At 72.6% G+C, this 19,384-nt stretch carries 18 protein-coding genes and 1 pseudogene; 15 read left to right on the top strand and 4 right to left on the bottom strand.

Annotation, left to right across the window (positions count from 1 at the left end; genetic code table 11):
• Positions 1-30: 30 nt before the first annotated feature.
• Positions 31-645, bottom strand: a complete 615-nt coding sequence (locus tag IRQ30_RS08670) for a hypothetical protein (protein WP_193612530.1) — start codon at positions 643-645, stop codon at positions 31-33.
• Between the two features lie 29 nt (positions 646-674).
• Here IRQ30_RS08670 and IRQ30_RS08665 point away from each other — a divergent pair, with 29 nt between their 5' ends.
• Genes IRQ30_RS08665 through IRQ30_RS08650 form a run of 4 tightly spaced genes read left to right on the top strand, consistent with a single transcriptional unit; the run spans position 675 to position 4,482 of the window.
• Entirely contained in the window at positions 675-1,931 is a 1,257-nt protein-coding gene (locus tag IRQ30_RS08665) for an acyl-CoA dehydrogenase family protein (RefSeq protein WP_193612529.1), read from the top strand.
• Complete coding sequence (locus tag IRQ30_RS08660; protein WP_193612528.1) at positions 1,928-2,728, top strand: SDR family NAD(P)-dependent oxidoreductase; 801 nt, start codon at positions 1,928-1,930, stop codon at positions 2,726-2,728. Before IRQ30_RS08665 ends, IRQ30_RS08660 begins: the two co-directional genes overlap by 4 nt.
• Entirely contained in the window at positions 2,721-3,800 is a 1,080-nt protein-coding gene (locus IRQ30_RS08655) for a phosphotransferase (protein WP_193612527.1), read from the top strand. Before IRQ30_RS08660 ends, IRQ30_RS08655 begins: the two co-directional genes overlap by 8 nt.
• A gap of 13 nt (positions 3,801-3,813) precedes the next feature.
• Positions 3,814-4,482 carry a histidine phosphatase family protein gene (locus IRQ30_RS08650; protein ID WP_193612526.1) on the top strand — a complete coding sequence of 223 codons (669 nt, stop codon included), beginning with the start codon at positions 3,814-3,816 and terminating at the stop codon, positions 4,480-4,482.
• A gap of 12 nt (positions 4,483-4,494) precedes the next feature.
• Here IRQ30_RS08650 and IRQ30_RS08645 read toward each other — a convergent pair whose 3' ends face one another.
• The gene (locus IRQ30_RS08645) at positions 4,495-5,253 is read right to left on the bottom strand and encodes an SDR family oxidoreductase (RefSeq protein WP_193612525.1); all 759 of its coding nucleotides are present in this window, start codon (positions 5,251-5,253) and stop codon (positions 4,495-4,497) included.
• 174 nt (positions 5,254-5,427) lie between these two features.
• Between IRQ30_RS08645 and IRQ30_RS08640 the strand changes: the two genes are divergently transcribed.
• From IRQ30_RS08640 to IRQ30_RS08605, 8 genes are all read left to right on the top strand, one after another.
• Positions 5,428-6,057, top strand: coding sequence for a TetR/AcrR family transcriptional regulator (locus tag IRQ30_RS08640; protein WP_338089630.1), 630 nt, complete (start codon positions 5,428-5,430; stop codon positions 6,055-6,057).
• Positions 6,054-6,872 carry a TIGR03084 family metal-binding protein gene (locus IRQ30_RS08635; RefSeq protein ID WP_338089629.1) on the top strand — a complete coding sequence of 273 codons (819 nt, stop codon included), beginning with the start codon at positions 6,054-6,056 and terminating at the stop codon, positions 6,870-6,872. Before IRQ30_RS08640 ends, IRQ30_RS08635 begins: the two co-directional genes overlap by 4 nt.
• A gap of 1 nt (position 6,873) precedes the next feature.
• Positions 6,874-8,613 carry an acyclic terpene utilization AtuA family protein gene (locus tag IRQ30_RS08630; protein WP_338089628.1) on the top strand — a complete coding sequence of 580 codons (1,740 nt, stop codon included), beginning with the start codon at positions 6,874-6,876 and terminating at the stop codon, positions 8,611-8,613.
• Complete coding sequence (locus IRQ30_RS08625) at positions 8,610-9,764, top strand: acyl-CoA dehydrogenase family protein (RefSeq protein ID WP_338089627.1); 1,155 nt, start codon at positions 8,610-8,612, stop codon at positions 9,762-9,764. Before IRQ30_RS08630 ends, IRQ30_RS08625 begins: the two co-directional genes overlap by 4 nt.
• Positions 9,765-9,843: 79 nt before the next feature.
• Complete coding sequence (locus IRQ30_RS08620) at positions 9,844-11,454, top strand: acyl-CoA carboxylase subunit beta (RefSeq protein WP_193612524.1); 1,611 nt, start codon at positions 9,844-9,846, stop codon at positions 11,452-11,454.
• A 121-nt stretch (positions 11,455-11,575) separates the two neighbouring features.
• Positions 11,576-13,483 carry an ATP-binding protein gene (locus IRQ30_RS08615; RefSeq protein WP_193612523.1) on the top strand — a complete coding sequence of 636 codons (1,908 nt, stop codon included), beginning with the start codon at positions 11,576-11,578 and terminating at the stop codon, positions 13,481-13,483.
• Complete coding sequence (locus IRQ30_RS08610) at positions 13,480-14,640, top strand: acyl-CoA dehydrogenase family protein (protein WP_193612522.1); 1,161 nt, start codon at positions 13,480-13,482, stop codon at positions 14,638-14,640. The genes IRQ30_RS08615 and IRQ30_RS08610 overlap by 4 nt, the downstream gene beginning before the upstream one ends.
• Positions 14,641-14,839: 199 nt before the next feature.
• A complete protein-coding gene (locus tag IRQ30_RS08605) occupies positions 14,840-16,045 on the top strand; it encodes a YhjD/YihY/BrkB family envelope integrity protein (RefSeq protein WP_193612521.1) in 1,206 nt (401 codons plus the stop codon).
• Here IRQ30_RS08605 and IRQ30_RS08600 read toward each other — a convergent pair.
• Complete coding sequence (locus tag IRQ30_RS08600) at positions 15,980-16,786, bottom strand: tyrosine-protein phosphatase (protein ID WP_193612520.1); 807 nt, start codon at positions 16,784-16,786, stop codon at positions 15,980-15,982. The genes IRQ30_RS08605 and IRQ30_RS08600 overlap by 66 nt on opposite strands.
• Before the next feature lie 82 nt (positions 16,787-16,868).
• On the opposite strand from IRQ30_RS08600, the pseudogene IRQ30_RS08595 reads away from it, so the two are divergent.
• Positions 16,869-17,570, top strand: a pseudogene (locus IRQ30_RS08595) (NADPH-dependent F420 reductase); the annotation flags it as partial.
• 58 nt (positions 17,571-17,628) lie between these two features.
• Positions 17,629-18,009 carry a PLD nuclease N-terminal domain-containing protein gene (locus tag IRQ30_RS08590; protein WP_193612518.1) on the top strand — a complete coding sequence of 127 codons (381 nt, stop codon included), beginning with the start codon at positions 17,629-17,631 and terminating at the stop codon, positions 18,007-18,009.
• 28 nt (positions 18,010-18,037) lie between these two features.
• On the opposite strand, the gene IRQ30_RS08585 is transcribed toward IRQ30_RS08590, so the two are convergent.
• The gene (locus IRQ30_RS08585; protein ID WP_193612517.1) at positions 18,038-18,853 is read right to left on the bottom strand and encodes an NAD(P)H-binding protein; all 816 of its coding nucleotides are present in this window, start codon (positions 18,851-18,853) and stop codon (positions 18,038-18,040) included.
• Positions 18,854-18,945: 92 nt separating this feature from the next.
• On the opposite strand from IRQ30_RS08585, the gene IRQ30_RS08580 reads away from it, so the two are divergent.
• The gene (locus IRQ30_RS08580) at positions 18,946-19,362 is read left to right on the top strand and encodes a winged helix-turn-helix transcriptional regulator (RefSeq protein ID WP_338089626.1); all 417 of its coding nucleotides are present in this window, start codon (positions 18,946-18,948) and stop codon (positions 19,360-19,362) included.
• The last annotated feature ends 22 nt before the right edge of the window (positions 19,363-19,384 follow it).

Here is a 19,384-nt window from a genome sequence, read left to right as displayed (position 1 = left end):
CCGAGGATCCTCGGGCGGGTCGGTGGCGTCTCAGTCCGGTGGCAGGGTCTGCTGGACGCAGGTCAGCTGGGCCCGGCTGAGGGCGGCGACGGCGTCGCCGGACAGGTCGCCCATCACCGAGGCGATCGCCGCGTCGCGCTGCTGGTCCTCGGTGAGGGCGCCGCGCAGGCAGGTCTCGTACGCCGCGGCGTCGACCTTGCCCTTGGTGGCGGCGACCTGGGCGCGCGTCGACTCCTCGACGAAGTCGGTGCAGGCCAGCTGCGCGTCGACCCACAGCTCGGCCCCTTCCCGGTCGAGGACCTGGAGCTCGTCGACGACGGTGCCGCTCAGGTCGAGGATGCCCACATCGGTCAGCTGCTCCGGGGTCGTTCCCTCCAGCAGGGCCGCCGCGAAGCACTCACCGGTGGCGACGTCCTCCTCGGTCGCGTCGTCGCCCACCCACAGGGCGACCAACCCGTCGCGGACGGCGTCGGCATCCTCGGGGGAGGACTCCCCGTCGAGCTCGAGGCTGCGGGGCGGCCCCTGGCGGGGCACGAGCTCGTTCGTCGGCGCGGACGCGTCGCCGGGCTCCTCCTCGCCGCTGCAGCCGGTGACGAGCAGCGTCGCCAGGGCGAGGGCGGCGAGGGCGCGGATCGGGGTCAGCACGTGAGCATGGTCGCACTACTGTGCGGTACGTGGACTTCTCTCCGTCACCGCGCGCCGCCGACCTGACCGCCCGCGTCAAGGACTTGATCGAGACCGAGATCGAGCCGGCGGAGGAGGCCTACCACCGCGACCTCGCCCAGGCCCGCCTCACCGGCGACCCGTGGCAGCCGCTGCCACTGATCGAGGAGCTCAAGGCCAAGGCCCGCGAGCGCGGGCTGTGGAACCTCTTCCTGCCCCACGAGCACGCCGGCGAGTACGCCGCACGGTTCGGCACCGACGGTGGCGAGGGCCTGACCAACGTCGACTACGCGCCCATCGCCGAGCTCAGCGGCCGCTCGGCGATCACGCCGCTGGTCCTCAACTGCAACGCCCCGGACACCGGCAACATGGAGGTGCTGCTGCGCTACGGCACCGAGGAGCAGCGCCGCGAGTGGCTCGAGCCGCTGCTCGACGGCCGCATCCGCTCGGCGTTCACGATGACCGAGCCCGGCGTCGCGTCCTCCGACGCCACCAACATGGAGGCCACCGCGGTCCTCGACGGCGACGAGGTCGTCATCAACGGCCGCAAGTGGTGGTCGACCGGCATCGGTCACCCCGACTGCAAGGTCCTGGTCTTCATGGGGCTCACCGATCCCGACGCCGACCGTCACCACCGGCACTCGATGGTCCTCGTCCCGCGCGACACCCCCGGCGTCAAGGTCGAGCGGATGCTGAGCGTGATGGGCCTCTACGACGAGCCGCTCGGCCACGGCGAGGTCTCCTTCACCGACGTGCGGGTGCCGGTGACGAACATCCTCAGCGGCCCGGGCGAGGCGTTCGGGATCGCCCAGGGCCGGCTCGGCCCCGGCCGCGTCCACCACTGCATGCGGCTGATCGGCCTGGCCGAGATGGCGCTGGAGAGGATCTGCGAGCGCGGCACCGAGCGGACGGCGTTCGGCAAGCCCCTGGTCAACCTCGGCGGCAACCGCGAGCGCATCGCCGAGGCCCGGATCGCGATCGACCAGGCGCGCCTGCTGGTGCTCAACGCCGCCTGGAAGCTGGACGTCGGCGGCCCGGTCAACGCGCTCTCGGAGGTCTCGCAGATCAAGGTCGCCGTGCCGCGCATGGCCCAGCAGGTCATCGACTTCGCGATGCAGATCCACGGCGGGGGCGGGCTCTCGGCGGACTTCCCGCTCGCCGAGGCCTGGACCTCTGCCCGCTCGCTGCGGCTCGCGGACGGCCCCGACGAGGTGCACCTCGGGGTCGTCGCACGTCTCGAGCTCGGCCGCTACGGGACCAAGCGATGAGCCGGGTCCTCGTCACCGGGGCCGCCTCCGGCCTCGGGGAGGCGCTGGCCGCGGCGTTCGAGGCGCGCGGCGACGAGGTGCTGCGCACGGACGTGAGCTACGAGCGGGGTTTCGAGACGCTCGCCGGCGCTCGCTCCTCAACCAACGAGGGGGCCCGCCTCGACATCACGTCGGACGACGACTGGGCCGCGGCGCTCGCGCACGTGGAGGCCACGTGGGGCGGGCTCGACGTGCTCGTCAACAACGCCGGCGTCGCGGGCGGTGGCCGGCTCGACGTCGCCACGATGGACGAGTGGCAGTGGATCACCGAGATCAACCTCTTCGGCGCGGTCCGCGGCACCCGCACCTTCGTCCCGATGCTCAAGCGTCAGCGCTCGGGGCGGATCGTCAACACCGCCTCGCTCGCCGGCCTGGTCCACCCCGCCGGCATGGCGTCCTACAACGCCAGCAAGGCCGCCGTCGTCGCGCTCACCGAGACGACCGGCCACGAGCTGGCGGCGTACGGCGTGACGGCGCACGTCGTGTGCCCCTCCTACTTCCGCACCAACCTGATGTCCTCGATGCGCGGCGCCGACACCGAGCTGGCCGGTGTGGTCAGCCACCTCGTCGAGACCTCGCCGATCAGCGCCGCCGACATCGCGGCCGCGGTGCTCGAGGGGCTCGACCGGGGCGACGAGCTGATCGTGCCCGACCAGCCCGCGCGCGACGCCCACGGGCTCAAGCAGTCCGACCGGGCGACGTACGACCTGGTGATGCGGGCGCAGGCCGCCAAGCTCGAGGGGGCGCCCCGTGGCTGACGAGGGAAACCCGGCGAAGCCGGTCCGCGACGAGGACGCCTTCGACGTCGAGGCGGTCGCCGCCTGGCTGCGCGAGCACGCGCTGGCCTTCCGCGACGACCTCGACGCGACGCCGGAGGTGCGGCAGTTCCCCGGAGGCGCCTCCAACCTGACCTACCTGCTGCGCTACCCGGAGCGCGACCTCGTCCTGCGCCGCCCTCCGGCCGGCGTGAAGGCCGCCGGCGCGCACGACATGGGCCGGGAGTTCGTGATCCAGCGCGAGCTCGCCCCGCTCTTCCCGTACGTCGCCACGATGGTCGGGCACTGCACCGACGACAGCGTCATCGGCTCGGACTTCTACGTGATGGAGCGCGTCGAGGGCACCATCCCGCGGCGCGACCTGCCGTGGGACCTGCCGCCCGAGGAGGTGTCGCGGCTGTGCGGGAGCGTGCTCGACGTGCTGGTGGCGCTGCACTCGGTCGACGTCACGGCCTCGCCGGAGCTGGCGGCGTTCGGGCGTGGCGAGGGCTACGTCGACCGCCAGCTGGGCGGCTGGACGAAGCGGTTCGCCGACGCGCGCACCGACGACACCGGCGACTGGTCCGACGTCGTCGCGTGGCTCGAGGCCCACAAGCCCGGCGACGTCGGGCAGCGGATGATCCACAACGACTTCCGCTTCGACAACCTCGTGCTCGACGCCGACGACCCCATGACCGTGGTCGGCGTCCTCGACTGGGAGATGGCCACCGTCGGCGACCCGCTCATGGACCTCGGCGGGATGCTGTCCTACTGGGTCGAGGCGGGCGACGACGAGTTCTTCCAGATGTTCCGCCGGCAGCCCACCACCGCACCCGGGATGTGGACCCGCGCCGAGGTCGTGGAGCACTACTGCGAGCGGATGGGCTTCGACATGACGCCCGAGCGCTGGCGCTTCTACGAGGTGTTCGGCCTGTTCCGGCTCGCCGTCATCGCCCAGCAGATCTGGTACCGGTACTTCCACCAGCAGACCACCAACGAGCAGTACGCCGTGTTCGGCCCGGCGGTCGGCTACCTCGAGACCCGCTGCCGCGGGCTCGTCGCCGCGGCCGGCTGACGGGGCGCGGCCGATGGGTCAGGTCCTGCTGGTGCGCCACGGCCAGGCGTCGTTCGGCGCCGCCGACTACGACGTGCTCTCCGAGACCGGGTGGGCGCAGGGGCGGCTGCTCGGCGCGGCGCTCGCCGCGCAGGGCGTGACGCCGAGCGCGGTGGTGCGCGGCGACATGCGCCGCCACCGCGAGACCGCCGAGGCGATCGCCGAGGGCGCCGGCTGGAGCGGCCTGCCGACGACCGTGGACGCGGGGTGGGACGAGTTCGACCACGTGGGGCTGGTCGCCGCCCACCGCGGCGACGCGCCCGGCGAGCTGGACCGCCGTGCGTTCCAGGAGCTGTTCGAGCGCGCCACCGCCCGCTGGACCGCGGGGGAGGACGACGGCTTCCCGGAGTCCTACGCCGCCTTCGTCGCGCGCGTGCGCGGCTCGCTGGCCGCGGCCGCCGAGGACGCCGGGCCGGGCCGGACCGTCGTGGTCGTGAGCTCGGGCGGCACCATCGCGGTCGTCGTGGCCGCCCTGGTCGCGCCCGAGGGCGACCCGGCCGCCCTCGCCCAGCTGTGGGGACGCTTCAACACCGTGACGGTCAACTCGTCCCTCACCCGCGTGATGGTCGGCTCCACCGGCCCCCGCCTGCTCACCTTCAACGAGCACGCCCACCTCCCGGCAGACCTCCTCACCTACCGCTGACCGGCGGGGCGGTCACATGAGGCGCTTGAGGACCGGGAGGGGGGCGTGCTTCATGAGGAGGGAGAGGGGCGCCCAGGGGAGGGGCGGGACGCAGGCGTCGGCGACCTGCTTCTCGATCGCGCTGACCATCGACCGGACGCCCTTCTCGGTGGACGTCATCAGCAGCGCCTTGTCGGCGACCGCGTCGTTCATCTCCGAGGCGATGTAGCCGGGGTAGAGCACGGTGACCTTGAGCCGCTTGCCGAGCGGCTTGCCGTAGAGCTCGTTGCGGATGCCCTCGGCGAGCATGGCCGCGCCGGCCTTCGTCGCGGCGTACGTCGTCATCGACTTGGGCATGCCGCGCATCGCCGACATCGACGAGACCATCACCAGATGGCCGTGCTCCTGGTCGCGGAAGATCTCCATCGCGGCCTCCGTCTGCGCGAGAGCCGCGACGAAGTTGGTCATCGCGGTCTCGCGGTTGGCGTCGTAGTGGCCGGTGCCGAGGGCTGCGCCCTTGCCCAGCCCGGCGTTGACGATGACCCGGTCGAGGGTGCCGAAGTCGGCGCGGAAGGCGCGGAACACCTCGAAGACCTGGCCGTCGTCGGTGACGTCGAGCGCGCGGAGCACCACCCGGCGCTCGGGGTGGGCGGCGGCGATCTCGTCGCGCAGCTCCTCGAGCCGGTCGGTGCGGCGGGCGCACAGGGCGAGGTCGTGGCCCTTCGCGGCGAACTGGCGCGCCATCTCGGCGCCGAGGCCGGAGGACGCTCCGGTGATCAGGATCGTGGGCATGGCGGAAGTCTGGCGCACCACCCGGTCGGGACAGCCCGTGGCCTCGCGGCACGGCCCGCTGGGTGCTCGCTCGGCTGCCCCTCTCGTCCTTGGAGGGGAGAAGCTCTCCTCAAGCGTCGGCTCGCAATAAAAGTCAGGCTTGACTGTTTGTTCGATGCGCGGCATGCTCTCAGCGTGACCACCGGCCCCCTGACGCGCGGCTCCGTGACGCGCGTCCCCCAGGAGGAGCGCACCCGGGCGATGCGGGCCCGCCTGCTGCAGGCCACGGTCGAGGTGCTCGTGGAGCGCGGTTTCGGCGGCACCACCACCACGCTGGTCTCCCAGCGGGCCGGGGTGAGCCGGGGCGCCCAGCTGCACCACTTCCCGACCAAGAACGACCTCGTCGTCGCCGCCGTCGAGCACCTGACGGAGGTGCGCGGCGCCGAGCTGGCCGCCGCCGCCTCGCGGCTCCCGCAGGGCGAGCGACGCACCCGCGAGGTGCTGACGATGCTCGGCGACCACTTCACCTCGCCGGTCTTCACCGCGGCGCTGGAGCTGTGGGTCGCGGCCCGCACCGACCCGACCCTGCTGGCCGCCGTCGCCCCGCTGGAGCAGCGCGTCGGCCGCGAGGTGCACCGCCTCACCGTCGAGCTGCTGGGGGCCGACGAGTCGCGACCCGGGACCCGGGAGCTGATCCAGGCGACCCTCGACCTGGTCCGTGGGCTCGGCCTCGCCGACACCATCACCGACGACGCCCGCCGGCGCGCCGGGATCCTCGACCAGTGGGCCCTGACCCTGGACGCCGCCCTGAAGGAGACCCCGTGAACCAGCTGCTCGAGGACCTGCTCGCCGACCTGGACGCCGAGTCCGACCGGTTGTGGAGCGCCGTCGCGGGCCTCGACGGCTCCGAGGCGGGCGGCTGGGCCACGCCCACCCCGGCCGCCGGCTGGACCGTCGCCACCCAGGTGGCGCACCTGCTCTGGACCGACGAGACCGCCACGGCCGCGGCGCGCTCGCTGACCGGCCCCGAGGGCAAGGAGGCCTGGGACGCGCTCGTCCTCCAGGCCATCGCCGACCCGACCGGCTACGTGGACGCCTCGGCCCACGAGGTGGCGCGGCTGTCCCCGGCGGCGCTGCTCGCGCGCTGGGGCAAGGCCCGCACCGAGCTCGCCGAGGCGCTGCGCGAGCTCCCCGAGGGCCAGAAGATGCCGTGGTTCGGTCCGCCGATGTCGGCGACGTCGATGGCGACCGCCCGGTTCATGGAGACCTGGGCCCACGCCCTGGACGTCTACGAGGCCCTCGGCACCGAGCCCGAGGTCACCGACCGCATCCGCCACGTGGCCCACATCGGGGTGCGCACCCGCGGGTTCTCGTTCGTGACCAACGGCCTCGAGGTCCCGGCCGACGAGCCGCGCGTCGAGCTCACCTCGCCGTCGGGCGAGCTCTGGGTGTGGGGCCCCGAGGACGCCGCGCAGCGGGTGAGCGGCCCGGCGTACGACTTCTGCCTGCTGGTCACCCAGCGGGTCCACCGCGACGACACCGCCCTGGTGGCCGAGGGGGACGACGCCGAGCGCTGGCTGGGCATCGCGCAGTGCTTCGCCGGACCTCCGGGCGAGGGGCGGGCGAGGAACGGTGGTTGAGGTGCGAGCGGAGGGAGCCTCGACACCTCTCAGGATCGGCAACTGCTCCGGCTTCTACGGCGACCGCCTGGCCGCCATGCGCGAGATGCTGGAGGGCACCCACGACGGACAGGGCCTCGACGTCCTCACCGGCGACTACCTCGCCGAGCTGACCATGCTGATCCTCGGCAAGGACACGATGAAGGACCCCTCGCTGGGCTACGCGCGCACGTTCGTGCGCCAGGTCGAGGACTGCCTCGGGCTCGCGCTCGAGAAGGGCGTCAGGATCGTCAGCAACGCCGGCGGCCTCAACCCCGCCGGGCTCGCCGACAAGCTGCGCGAGGTCGCGAGGGGTCTCGGCCTGGACGCGCGGATCGCCCACGTCGAGGGCGACGACCTGCGGTCGATGTCCTTCGACGGAGCCCTGACCGCCAACGCCTACCTCGGCGGCTTCGGCATCGCCGCCGCGCTGCGCCAGGGCGCCGACATCGTCGTGACCGGCCGGGTCACCGACGCCTCGCTGGTCGTCGGCCCGGCCGTCGCGCACTTCGGCTGGACGCCGACGTCGTACGACGAGCTGGCCGGCGCCGTCGTCGCGGGGCACGTGCTGGAGTGCGGCACGCAGGCCACGGGCGGCAACTTCTCCGGCTTCCGCACGCTGCCCCACACCGGGCGCCCGCTCGGCTTCCCGCTCGCGGAGATCTCCGCCGACGGCTCGTGCGTCGTCACCAAGCAGGACGGCACCGGGGGCGCGGTCACGGTCGACACCGTCACCGCCCAGCTGGTCTACGAGATCCAGAGCACCCGCTACCTCAACCCCGACGTCGTCACCGACCTCGCCTCGGTGCGGCTCTCGCAGGAGGGCCCCGACCGTGTCGCGATCACCGGGGTCACCGGCGAGGCGCCGCCCGAGCGGCTCAAGGTCTGCGTCAACACCCTCGGCGGCTTCCGCAACTCCCTCGAGCTGGTCCTCACCGGTCTCGACATCGACGCCAAGGCCGACTGGGTGCGCGCCCAGCTGGAGCCCTCGCTCACCGCGGCCACCGTGGCCTGGACCCGCACCGCCCTGCCCGGCGTCGACGCCGACACCGAGGAGGGCGCCTCCTGCCTGCTGCGCTGCACGGTGCTGGACCCCGACGCCGGCCCGGTCGGCAAGGCGTTCACCGGCCCCGCGGTCGAGCTCGCGCTGGCGTCGTACCCGGGCTTCACGATGACCGCGCCGCCCGGGCCGCCGACGCCCTACGGCATCTACCGGCCCGAGTACGTCGACCGCTCGGCGCTCACCCACACCGTCGTCCACGCCGACGGCACCCGCGAGGTCGTGCCCGACCCGACCGACTTCTCCCGCGCCGACGACGCCGACGGCCAGCGCCCCTCGCCGTACCCCGCACCGGTCGACTCGCTCACGCGCCGCGCGCCGCTCGGCTCCTTCGTGCACGCCCGCTCCGGCGACAAGGGCGGCGACGCCAACCTCGGCCTGTGGGTCGCCCACGACGACACCGTCGACGCCGACAAGCACGCCGCACGCGTGACGTGGCTGGCGAAGTTCATGAGCCCGCGCAAGGTGCGCGAGCTGATCCCCGAGGCGCGCGACCTCGACGTCGAGGTCTACGTCCTGCCGCACCTCGGCGCCGTCAACGTGCTCATCCGCGGCCTGCTCGGCGAGGGCGTCGCCGCCTCGACCCGCTTCGACCCGCAGGCCAAGGGCCTGGGCGAGTGGGTCCGCTCCCGCATCGTGCACGTCCAGGAGGGACTGCTGTGACGGCCACCGAGACCAGGCCGGACGACCACCGCGAGGCGCTGGTCGAGCTCGCCACCGAGTTCACCCGCCGCGAGGTCGCGCCGCACCTCCAGGCGTGGGAGGACGCCGGGTCCATCCCCCGCGAGCTGCACGTCGCCGCGGCGCGCCAGGGCCTGCTCGGCATCTCGTTCCCCGAGTCGGTCGGGGGCGAGGGCGGCGACCTGCTCGACACCGTCGCGCTCCAGGAGGCGATGCTGGCCGCCGGCGCCTCGAGCGGCCTGATGGCCGGCCTGTTCACCCACGGCATCGCCCTGCCCCACCTCGCGGCCCACGGCTCGCCCGACCTGGTCGCCCGCTACGTTCGGCCCACGCTGGCGGGGGAGCTGATCGGCTCGCTCGCCATCACCGAGCCCGGCGGCGGCTCCGACGTCGGCAGCCTGCGCACGACCGCGGTGCGCGACGGCGAGCACTACGTCGTCAACGGCGCCAAGACGTTCATCACCAGCGGGGTGCGCGCCGACTTCGTCACGACCGCGGTGCGCACGGGCGGTCCCGGCGCGGGCGGCGTCAGCCTGCTGGTCATCGACAAGGACTCGCCCGGCTTCACCGTCGATCGCGGGCTGGCCAAGATGGGCTGGCACTGCTCCGACACCGCCGAGCTGTCCTTCGTCGACGTGCGGGTGCCGGTGGGCAACCTGGTCGGCGAGCAGGACGCCGGCTTCTGGTACATCGCCGAGCAGTTCGTCGTCGAGCGGATGGCGCTGGCGGTCCACGGCTACGGCATCGCCGCCCGCTCGCTCGCGCTCACCGCCGCCTACTGCCGCGAGCGCGAGACCTTCGGCCAGCCGCTCGTCTCGCGCCAGGTGGTGCGCCACAAGCTCGTCGAGATGCACCGCCGCGTCGAGGTCGCCCGCGCCTACACCCACGCCGTGGCCGCGCGCCACGTCGCTGGCGAGAGCGTCATCGCCGAGGCCTGCCTGGCCAAGCAGACGGCCTGCGACGCCGCGACGTACGTCTGCGACGAGGCGGTCCAGCTGCACGGCGGCACCGGCTACATGCACGGCACCGAGGTCGAGCGGCACTACCGCGACGCCCGGCTGCTCCCCATCGGCGGCGGCGCCACCGAGGTCCTCACCGACCTCGCCGCGAAGCTGCTCGGCTACGCGACATGAGCGGCCTCGCGCTGGTTGAGGTGCGAAGGCCGCTAGGCCTGAGCCTCGAAACCCCTGAAGACGAAAGGCAACAGTGACCATGACCAACCGCGAGGCGATGCTCGAGAAGATCGAGGCGCTCGACGCCGAGCACGCGAAGGCGGTGGCCGGCGGCGGCGAGCGGTCCGTCGCGCGCCACCACGGCCGCGGCAAGCTGATGCCGCGCGAGCGCATCGAGCTGCTCGTCGACGAGGGCTCGGCCTTCCTGGAGCTGAGCCCCCTGGCCGGCTGGGGCTCCGACTTCACCGTCGGCGCCAGCGTCGTCACCGGCATCGGGGTGATCGAGGGCGTCGAGTGCATGATCACCGCCAACGACCCCTCGGTGAAGGGCGGTGCCTCCAACCCCTGGACGGTGAAGAAGATCTTCCGGGCCGCCCAGATCGCCCAGGAGAACGGGCTCCCGAGCGTCGCCCTGGTCGAGTCGGGAGGTGCGGACCTGCCGACGCAGAAGGAGATCTTCATCCCCGGCGGCAAGCTCTTCCGCGACATCACGCGCGCCAGCGCCCGCAAGGAGCCCACCGTCGCGCTGGTGTTCGGCAACTCCACGGCCGGTGGCGCCTACGTGCCCGGCATGAGCGACTACACCGTGATGGTCAAGGAGCAGGCCAAGGTCTTCCTCGGCGGGCCGCCGCTGGTGAAGATGGCCACCGGCGAGGAGTCCGACGACGAGTCCCTGGGCGGCGCGGAGATGCACGCGCGCACCTCCGGTCTCGCCGACTACCTCGCCGAGGACGAGCGCGACGCGATCCGCATCGGGCGCCGCATCGTCGCCCGGCTGAACTGGAGGAAGGCGCGCACCTCGCCGGGTCTCGAGACGGGACTTCGTCCCTCCTCGACCAACGAGGGCGCGGCGTACGCCGAGCCGGACGCCGACCCCGACGGCCTGCTCGACCTGATCCCGACCGACCTCAAGGAGCCGTTCGACCCCCGCGAGGTCATCGCGCGACTGTGCGACGGCGTCAGCGACACGAACGGCCAGGTCTTCGACGAGTTCAAGCCCCTCTACGGCACCTCGCTGGTGACCGGGTGGGCCCGGCTCCACGGCCACCCCATCGGGATCCTGGCCAACGCCCAGGGCGTGCTGTTCTCGGAGGAGGCGCAGAAGGCGACGCAGTTCGTGCAGCTGGCCAACCAGACCGACACGCCCCTGCTGTTCCTGCACAACACCACCGGCTACATGGTCGGCAAGGACTACGAGCAGGGCGGCATCATCAAGCACGGCGCGATGATGATCAACGCGATCAGCAACTCCACCGTCCCGCACCTGACGGTGATCATGGGTGCCTCCTACGGCGCCGGCAACTACGGCATGAACGGCCGCGCCTTCGACCCGCGCTTCCTCTTCACCTGGCCCTCGGCGAAGTCCGCGGTCATGGGGCCGGCCCAGCTCGCGGGGGTGCTCGAGATCGTGGCCCAGCAGTCCGCGGAGTCCAAGGGCCAGGAGTTCGACGCCGAGGGCTTCCGGGGCATCAAGGAGCTCGTCGAGGCCCAGGTCGAGGAGCAGTCCCTGCCGTACTTCCTCTCCGGGATGCTCTACGACGACGGGGTCATCGACCCCCGCGACACCCGCACCGTCCTGGGCATCTGCCTGTCCGTGATCGACAACCAGGCCTACAGCGGCACCGACCGCTTCGGCGTCTTCCGCCCGTGATCAAGCGAGCAGCGCCGTGCGAGGGACGAGCACGTCGCGTCAGCGAGACGAGGTTGAGCAAGCCCTGCGACCGAGGCACGAGGTCGCAACGGGCGCGTCGAAACCCAGTGAGAGGTACGACATGATCAGCAGAGTATTGGTGGCCAACCGCGCCGAGATCGCGAGCCGGGTGTTCCGCACCTGCCGCGACCTCGGCATCGAGACCGTGGCGCTCCACTCCGACGCCGACGCCGACCTGCCCTACGTCCGCGAGGCGACGGTCGCGGTGCGCCTGCCGGGCAACGCGCCCGCGGAGACCTACCTGCGCTCCGACCTGGTGCTCGAGGCGGCGCGGATCACCGGCGCCGACGCGATCCACCCCGGCTACGGGTTCCTGTCGGAGAACGCCGAGTTCGCCCAGGCCGTGCTCGACGCCGGTCGCACCTGGATCGGCCCCGCGGCCGACTCGATCCGCCGGATGGGGTCCAAGATCGAGTCCAAGAGGCTGATGGAGGCGGCCGGCGTCCCGGTGCTGCGCAACCTCACCGTCGACGACGCCACCGACGCCGACCTGCCGCTGATCGTGAAGGCCTCGGCGGGCGGCGGCGGGCGCGGCATGCGGATCGTGCGCGAGCTCGCCGACCTGCCCGGCGAGATCGAGGCCGCGCGCCGCGAGGCCGAGTCGGCGTTCGGCGACGGCACCGTCTTCGTGGAGTCCTACGTCGAGCGCGGTCGCCACGTCGAGGTCCAGGTCGTCGGCCACCGCGACGGCGTGCTGGTGCTCGGCGAGCGCGACTGCTCGATCCAGCGCCGTCATCAGAAGGTCGTCGAGGAGGCGCCCGCTCCCGATCTCGACCCGGCGGTCGTCACGCAGCTGCACGACGCGGCCCGCGCCGCGGGCGAGGCGATCGGATACGTCGGCGCCGGCACCGTGGAGTTCCTCTACGACGCCGCCACCGAGCGCTTCTTCTTCCTCGAGATGAACACCCGCCTGCAGGTCGAGCACCCGGTCACCGAGGAGGTCTGGGGCGTCGACCTGGTCGAGCTGCAGCTCGCCGTCGCGGAGAGCGGCGTGCTGCCGGCCGGAGACTGGACGCCGCAGGGCCACGCGATCGAGGTGCGGCTCTACGCCGAGGACCCCGCGGCCGGCTACCAGCCCCAGAGCGGCACCCTGACGGCGTTCGAGATCCCGGCCGGCCCGGGCATCCGGGTGGAGTCGGGCTTCACGTCCGGCAGCGAGGTGTCGACGCACTACGACGCGATGCTGGCCAAGGTGATCGCGGTGGCGCCCACGCGTGCGGCCGCGGCCCGACGGCTCGCGGGCGCACTCGACCGGGCGCGCATCCACGGGCTGACCACCAACCGCGACCTGCTGGTGCGGATCCTGCGCGAGCAGTCGTTCCTCGACGGCCAGGTGAGCACGGACTTCCTCGAGCGCACCTCCGTGGTGGAGGCGGGCGGGTCGACGGAGCCGCACCGTCACCTGCAGGTCGCGGCCGCGGTGGCGCTCGCCGAGGACGCGCGGGGGAGGCGCACCGTCCAGCGCGGGGTGCCCGTCGCGTGGCGCAACGTCGTCTCGCAGCCCCAGACGACCACCTTCGGCGACCACGAGGTCAGCTGGCTCGGGGGCCGCGACGGCTACGCGTTCGACGACGTCACCGTGCTGGCCGCCGGCACCGACGAGGTGACGCTGGAGGCGCAGGGCGTCGCCGCGACGTACGCCGTCCGGGTCGACGGCGACGCCGTCGAGGTGGACGGGCCGCTGGGCCACGCCCGCCTGGTGCGCACCCCGCGCTTCGTCGACCCGGCCGAGCAGGTGGCGAGCGGCAGCCTGCTGGCGCCGATGCCCGGCACCGTCGTCCGCGTCGCCGTCGAGCCCGGCGCCACGGTCGCCGCCGGCGACCCCGTCCTGGTCCTCGAGGCCATGAAGATGCAGCACACCGTGAGCGCGCCGCACGACGGCACGGTCACCGAGATCCACGTCCAGCAAGGCACCCAGGTCGCCGCCGGCGAGGTCCTCGCCGTCGTCGAGACAGGAGAAGAAGCATGACCACGTTCACGGAGACCGAGGAGCGCCAGGAGCTGCGGGCGGCGGTGCGCAGGCTGGCCTCGAAGTACGGCCGCGACTGGTTCACCGAGAAGGCGCGCTCGGGTGGGAAGACCACCGACCTGTGGCTGGAGATCGGCAAGAACGGCTACCTCGGCATCAACATCCCCGAGCAGTACGGCGGCGGTGGTGGCGGGATCGGCGACATCGCGGCCGTCTGCGAGGAACTCTCGGCGCAGGGCTGCCCGCTGCTGCTGATGGTCGTCAGCCCGGCGATCTGCGGCACGATCATCAGCCGCTACGGCACCGAGGAGCAGAAGCAGCGCTGGCTGCCCGGCCTCTGCGACGGCACCGGCACGATGGCGTTCGCGATCACCGAGCCCGACGCCGGCACCAACACGCACAACATCACCACCACCGCCCGGCGCGACGGCGACGGGTGGGTGCTCAACGGGCGCAAGATCTACATCTCCGGCGTCGACGAGGCCGACAACGTCCTGGTGGTCGCGCGCGCCGAGGACGCGAGGACGGGCAAGCTCAAGCCCTGCCTGTTCGTGGTGCCCACAGACGCGCCGGGCCTGGAGGCCAAGGCGATCGCGATGGAGATCGTCAGCCCCGAGCTGCAGTTCCAGGTGTTCCTCGACGACGTCCGGCTCCCGGCCGACGCGCTCGTGGGCGACGAGGACGGCGGGCTGGTGCAGCTCTTCGCGGGCCTCAACCCGGAGCGCATCATGGCGGCGGCGTTCTCGACCGGCCTGGCCCGCTACGCGCTGGACAAGGCGACGGCCTACGCCAAGGAGCGGGTCGTCTTCAAGACCCCGATCGGCGCCCACCAGGCCGTGGCCCACCCGCTGGCGCAGTCGCACATCGAGATCGAGCTGGCCCGGCTGATGACCCAGAAGGCCGCGGCCCTCTACGACGCCGGCGACGACCTGGGCGCCGGCGAGGCCGCCAACATGGCCAAGTACGCCGCGGCCGAGGCCGCCTGCGACGCCGCCGACCGCGCGGTGCAGACCCACGGCGGCAACGGCATCACGCAGGAGTACGGCATGGCCGGCCTCCTCGTCGCCACCCGCGCCGGCCGGATCGCCCCCGTCAGCCGCGAGATGATCCTGAACTTCGTCTCGATGCACTCCCTGGGGCTGCCGAAGTCCTACTGAGCCGGCGGGGTGGTCTCGAGGCTCGTCGCTGGCGCTCCTCGCACCTCGACCACCGAGGGTCGCTCTCGGTGGTCGAGGTGCGAGCGCAGCGAGCCTCGAAACCACGCCGTGTGGAGGGGGCACCCCCTCGGTGGTGGAGGTGCGAGTGCAGCGAGCCTATAAACCACGCCCCCGGGGACATCACCAGTACCGTGAGCCTGTGGCCAACGTCGTCGGGAAGGTCGATCGCACGCAGCGGCGCTTCCGGGTGCTGGGCGTGCCGATCGCCACGATCTACAAGTTCTTCGACGACCAGGGCAACTACCTGTCGGCGGCGCTGACCTACTACGCCTTCGTCGCCATCTTCCCGCTGCTGCTGCTGGCGACCTCGATCTTCGGCTTCATCCTGCAGGGCAACCCCGAGCTGCAGGAGGAGGTGCTCAACTCCGCGCTGAGCAACTTCCCCATCATCGGCGACCAGCTGGGTCGGCCCGAGGGGCTGCGCGGCTCGACGGGTGCGGTCGTGGTCGGGTCGCTCGCGGCGATGTACGGCTGCCTTGGCCTGGGCATGGCCGCGCAGAACACGATGGCGACGGCGTACGCCGTGCCGCGCAACAGCCGCCCCAACCCCTTCCTGCTGCGGTTCAAGAGCCTCGCCCTCCTGGCGGCCGCCGGCATCGCGGTGCTGGTGCTGTCCGCGGTCGGGGTCCTCGGCAGCAACGCTGAGAACTTCGGCGCCGAGATCAACACCACCATCCGCTGGGTGATCCTCGCCGGCACGGTCGTCGTGGTCGGCCTGGTGCTGACCCTGCTCTTCCGCCTGGCCTCGCCGCGCCGCGACCACTTCCTGCGGACGGCGCCCGGGGCGTTCCTGGTCGCGATCGGCTGGCAGGCGCTGCAGCACGCCGGGACGGTCTACGCCACCAACGTGCTGGGCGGCACCAGCTCGATGAACAAGACCTTCGGCCTCGTCCTCGGCCTGATCGGGCTGATCTACATCGCCGCCGTGATCGGCGTGCTTGGCGTGGAGCTCAACGTCGTGCTGGCGCAGAGGCTGTGGCCGCGCGCGCTGCTGACGCCGTTCACCGACTCGGTCGACCTCACCGAGGCCGACCGGCGGGTCTACGCGATGTACGCGCAGATGCAGCGGCACAAGGGGTTCGAGACGGTGACCGTCCGCTTCGACGGTCGCGACGGCGACACCCACGAGATCGTGCTCGAGGGGCACGAGAAGGACGGCCGCAGCGCACGCACCCAGAGCATCCGCACGCAGAGCGTCCGGGCGCAGCTGAGCGACCAGCTCGACGGGCCCCTCGACCAGCCGCCGCCAGACTCGCGGGCCGACCCGCTGGACGACTCGCTAGACGACCCGCTGGACGACCAGGCGGGCGCGCAGGGCGGCCAGGGTGTCGGGACCAAGCCCTAGCCCGTCGGCGAGGTAGCCGTCGAGCGAGCCGTACGTCGCGTCGGCGGCGTCGTAGGCCTCCTGGAGGTAGCCCGCGTCCGCGACCATGACGGTCTCGTAGACGTCGACCTTCTCCTCCCCGAGGTGCTCGCGCACCATGCCGAGGTACTTGGCCCGCGTGGCCGAGGAGATCGTGTTGGTGAGCAGGTAGTCCTCGAGCACCGTCGCGCGGTCGACCCCGGCCACGTGGAGCAGGAGAGCCGACGCCCAGCCGGTGCGGTCCTTGCCGGCGGTGCAGTGGAAGAGCTGCGGCGCCTCGCCCGCGGCGATCTCGCGCAGCAGGGTGCTGAAGGCGTCGCGGCCGCCGTCCTTCTGGACGAACCCGCGGTAGACCTCGCGCATCACGGCCAGTCCCTGCTCCCGCGACTCCAGGGTGGTCACGGTGTCCATGGGGATGCCCTTGACCTCGACGTGGCGCCAGTCGGCTCCGGGCACCGGGGCATCGGGGTGGGCCTCCACCTCGTGGCTGTCGCGCAGGTCGAAGATCGCGGTGATCCCCAGCCTCGACAGGGCGTCGGCGTCCTCGTCGGTCAGCGTCAGCTCGTTGGAGCGGAAGAGCACCCCGCGCCGGAGCGTGCCGCCGTCGGCCGTGGCGTAGCCCGAGCCCGCGACGTCGCGGAAGTTGTCGGCGGAGGCCAGGCGGACGAGCTCCTCGCCCAGCTCCTCGTCGGTGGCGTCGGGCAGGGTCTCGTCACGGGTCACGCGTCGCAGGATACGAGGCCGCGACGGCGCGGCGGTGACGCGCCGGTGACGCGGCGCGGAATGCCCTGCCGCTCGGGGCCGTTCCACCACCATGACGACCATCGGACTCATCGGCAGCGGCAACATCGGCAGCACCGTGGCACGGCTGGCGGTGGAGGCCGGCTTCGACGTGGTGCTCAGCAACAGCCGTGGACCCGAGACGCTGTCCGACCTGGTCGCGCAGCTCGGCCCGCGGGCGCGGGCCGCGACCGCGGCGGAGGCCGCGGCGGCGGCCGACATCGCCGTCGTGACGGTTCCGCTCAAGAGCTACCGGCAGGTGCCGGTGGAGCCGCTGCGCGGCAAGGTCGTGATCGACACCAACAACTACTACCCCGACCGTGACGGGCACATCGCCGAGCTGGACGACGAGTCCACGACGACCAGCGAGCTGCTGCAGGCGCACCTGCCCGACTCCCACGTGGTCAAGGGCTTCAACAACATCTACGTCGACCACCTGGCCGTGCTCTCCCGGCCGGCGGGGGACCCCGAGCGCTCGACGCTCACGATCGCCGGTCAGGACGCGTCGGCCAAGGAGACGGTCACCGCGTTCCTCGACGCGATCGGCTACGACGCCCTCGACCTCGGCCCCCTCGCCGAGGGCTGGCGGGTCCAGCGCGACACGAGCGCCTACGTGACGCCGTACGCGACGCCCGGCACGACGTACCCGGACTGGTCGGCACGGCCCGCCGGCGTCGACGTGCTTCGTCCGGCTCTCGAGGCAGCGCGCCGCTACCGCGACATGTGAGCACGCGGGTCGGTGGATTCCGGCTGCACGACGGGCGACGGTGGTCCACAATCCGTCCATGATCAAGCTCGAGCTGCTCGGCGCCGTCGTCACCTTCGCCCTGTGGGTGTTCTGCCTCGTCGACGTCATCGGCAGCGACGAGAGCCGCATCCGCAACCTGTCCAAGACGATCTGGCTGCTGCTGGTGCTCTTCTTCCCGTTCGTGGGCTCGGTCGCCTGGCTCGTCGCCGGCCGGCCGCAGACCTCGCGTCCGTCGGCGATCCAGTCGTCGTTCCCCGAGTACGACCGTCCGGGCCGGATGGCCGCGAGCGACCCCGCCAAGGACGAGGAGTTCCTGCGCCGGATCCGCGAGCGCGCCGAGGAGCAGCGTCGCCGCCACGAGCGGGCCAAGCGGCAGGATCAGGCGAGGACCGACCCCGAGCCGGAGCAGCCCGCCTGAGGCAGGGAGCCCGGCCCGTGCGTGCGCGTCACCGGAGGGCGGGCCGCATGGCGGACGCCGTGTCCGCCGCGACGACCAGAGGGCGGGCGGGCGGTCGACCGAGCAGCTCGGCGAGGTGGGTGGTGGTGTCGCCGAGGAACCCGTACCGGACGCCGGCCGCGATCGACACGAGCATCGGCGGCTGGAACGGCAGCAAGGACTCGTCGGCGAGGAGATGGGCGCGGTAGTCGCCGAGCCCGATGGTCCGGTGCGCCACGCCCAGCGTGCCGGCGACGGCCGCCGCGGTGATCGGCTCCCCGACCAGGTCGTAGGTCCTGCCGACGTGCGCGGCGGGGTCGCCGGCCACGATGGCGGCTGCCGCCGCCAGGTCGGTCCGCGCCACCGCCGAGAGGGCCCCGTCCCCGAACGCGGACGCCAGCCCGTCGTCGGTCCAGGTCAGCAGCGCGCCGAACAGCTCGGCGTAGAGCCCGTTGCGCAGGATCGTCCAGGAGAGACCGCTGTCCTCGATCATCCGCTCGGTGCTCCGGTGGGCGAGGGCGAAGCCGAGGTGGTCGCCCGCCGTGGTCAGGCTCGTGTAGACGACGTGGCCGACCCCGTCGCGCATCGCAGCGTCGAGGACGGCACGATGACGAGCGATGACCCGGTCGTCCTCGGCGTACCCCGCCGAGACCAGCACCAGCGTCGAGACGCCGGCGAGGTCGAGGCTCGTCGGGTCGTCGAAGTCGAGGCGCCGCTGCCCGTCGCGAGGCGCGCGGCTGCCGCCGACAGCGGGCACCCCGCGCTCGGCCAACGCCCGAAGCGTCCCCGAGGCGAGCTGTCCGTTCGCGCCGGTCACCATGATCATGCGGTCGTGTCTCCTGTCGTGGTTCCCATCAGTAACTACGCTGAGATCCTCGACCGCCTGGGACCGACCCACAAGGAGGCAGTTTCGTGTCAGTGAGGCACACGGAGGTAACCGCCGGCGCTGCCGACATCGAGCCCTGCGGTCAGCCGGACCATCCCGACTGCGGGATCCGCGACGTCCTGGACCGGATCGGCGACACCTGGTCCGTGCTCGTCATCGTCGAGCTCGCCGGCGGCCCCCGGCGCTTCCGTCAGCTGCAGCGCGCGATCGACGGCATCTCCCAACGCATGCTGACCCTGACCGTGCGTCGGTTGGAGCGGGACGGCCTGGTCCTGCGCACCGTCTACCCGACCGTGCCGGCCCAGGTCGACTACCGCCTCACCGAGACCGGTGCCAGCCTGACGCACCTCGTCAAGGCGCTGGCGGACTGGTCGCTCGAGCACCGGGCCGACATCGCCGGGTCCCGCCACTCCTACGACGCGGACCACCCCGGCCACGACATCCGATGACCCTCGGGTCGACGACCGGCCG

It is taken from the genome of Nocardioides lijunqiniae (assembly GCF_015024225.1).
Taxonomy (GTDB): Bacteria; Actinomycetota; Actinomycetes; order Propionibacteriales; family Nocardioidaceae; genus Nocardioides; species Nocardioides lijunqiniae.
This window is presented reverse-complemented; position numbering and strand designations above follow the sequence as displayed.